The organism is Candidatus Pelagibacter communis (assembly GCF_001180205.1).
Taxonomy (GTDB): Bacteria; Pseudomonadota; Alphaproteobacteria; order Pelagibacterales; family Pelagibacteraceae; genus Pelagibacter; species Pelagibacter ubique_O.
The window spans coordinates 1-1,620 of sequence record NZ_CVSU01000051.1 but is presented as its reverse complement, the minus strand read 5'-3'; the positions used below and the strand labels follow the sequence as shown (position 1 = coordinate 1,620).

Genomic DNA, 1,620 nt, shown 5'->3' with positions numbered 1-1,620 from the left:
ACTGAAAAAGTTGATGCTGTATTTGGTAATCCGGAAAGAGCTAAAGGTGGAACACACTGGGTAATTGTCGGTAGTAGTGCAATCCTGATGCTATGGCTTTATTATTCATGGGACATAGCAAAAGGTTTTTATCCAAAATCAGCAAATGAATTATGCCAGGTTGCTAAAATTAACGAGTCGTTATTAGGTTTAAAATATCAGTTCCCTATTGAAGAAAGGGAATTCAAAAGTACATCGATTATTAAAATTGAAAATAAAAACCTTGTAAAAATTACAAACGAAATAAAAGCATCTAAAGATCTAAATGATCAACAAAAAACAATCCTTGTAAGTTACATTGATAGAACTTCCGAATTAATTCCATTTTTAACAAGTGAAGAACTAATGGAAATGGATACCAAAATTAAACTTCAGGAAATTACAGAAGAAATAAAGCTTCTGAGTTCTGATTTTCAAAGGAAAGATTATCCCTTTGAGACAGATGCTGAAAAAAATGAAAGACAAAAACTTATTGATGAACAAGGTGGTTGGGGAATTACAACAATAGACTCTGGGAGTGGTTCTATTGAAAATACTATTGAAATACCAACTGCACCACAAACTAACAAAGGCTTAAAATTTCATGCAGCTGCAGCAGAACTAAAAAAAATCGACGACAAATTTTTTAAATTAAAAAACCATAACCCACAGTTCAAAAACGCAATCAAACAACTTAAAGATGATATTAAAGCTTACAGAAAAGGATTAAATGATAGTGAAGAAATAGCATCTGACTATGCAAAAAATATTGTTAAAATTGCAAGAAGAATAGAGTTTGCAAGCATCTATCCTCCTAATGCATTAAATGAAATGCAAGCAGCAATAATTGAGTTTGATGAATTGCAAAATAAAGAGCAAGGCGGATTAAGATTAATTGATATACTTTTATTCCCAGCTGGAACAATTGTAGCAAGTGGACCAACATGTTCGGAACAAGGCTCAGGTAGATGGTTACCTAAACCATCAGATACATTTAATAAGTTTATATTGATGTCTAAACCAAGTGTTGGATACAAAAATATTCCTCTTTTATGGATTGAGATGGTTGATGTAAGTAAAATGATTGGATTTATTTTACCTGATTGGATCGCAGATATGTTACCTGGTGAATATCCAGTACATTCAAAAGATGGAATTGTAAAAGAAAACTTTAAAAGTAACGTTTTAAAAGTTGTTACGGGTGACTTCAAATTATTTAAAGTACCTGTTCCATACGGACATATCTGGGACTCATTCTTAAGGGTATTTTTAGGTTTAGTTTTTGGAATTCTTATTGGGGTGCCACTAGGATTGTTTATGGGTCTAAATCGATTTGCTAAAGGGTTCTTTGATCCTTTAATAGAATTATACAGACCTGTTCCACCGTTAGCTTGGGCGCCATTAATTATTTCAGTTCTTGGAATAGATAATACGGGTAAAATATTTTTATTATTTATGGTCTCACTTTCAATTATGATAATCTCTGCAAGAGCTGGTGCATCAGGAACACAGCTTTCAAAAATACATGCTGCACATTCATTAGGAGCTACTAAAAAACAAATTTTAAGATATGTGATTTTCCCTAATTCACTTCCTGAAATT

Annotated in this window: 1 protein-coding gene; it reads left to right on the top strand. The window is 32.2% G+C overall.

Going from position 1 to position 1,620, the window contains the following annotated elements; translation table 11 throughout:
• Window positions 1-1,620: ABC transporter permease (locus tag AMO08_RS02305; RefSeq protein ID WP_075484776.1), on the top strand; the 1,620-nt coding region annotated here is incomplete at both ends.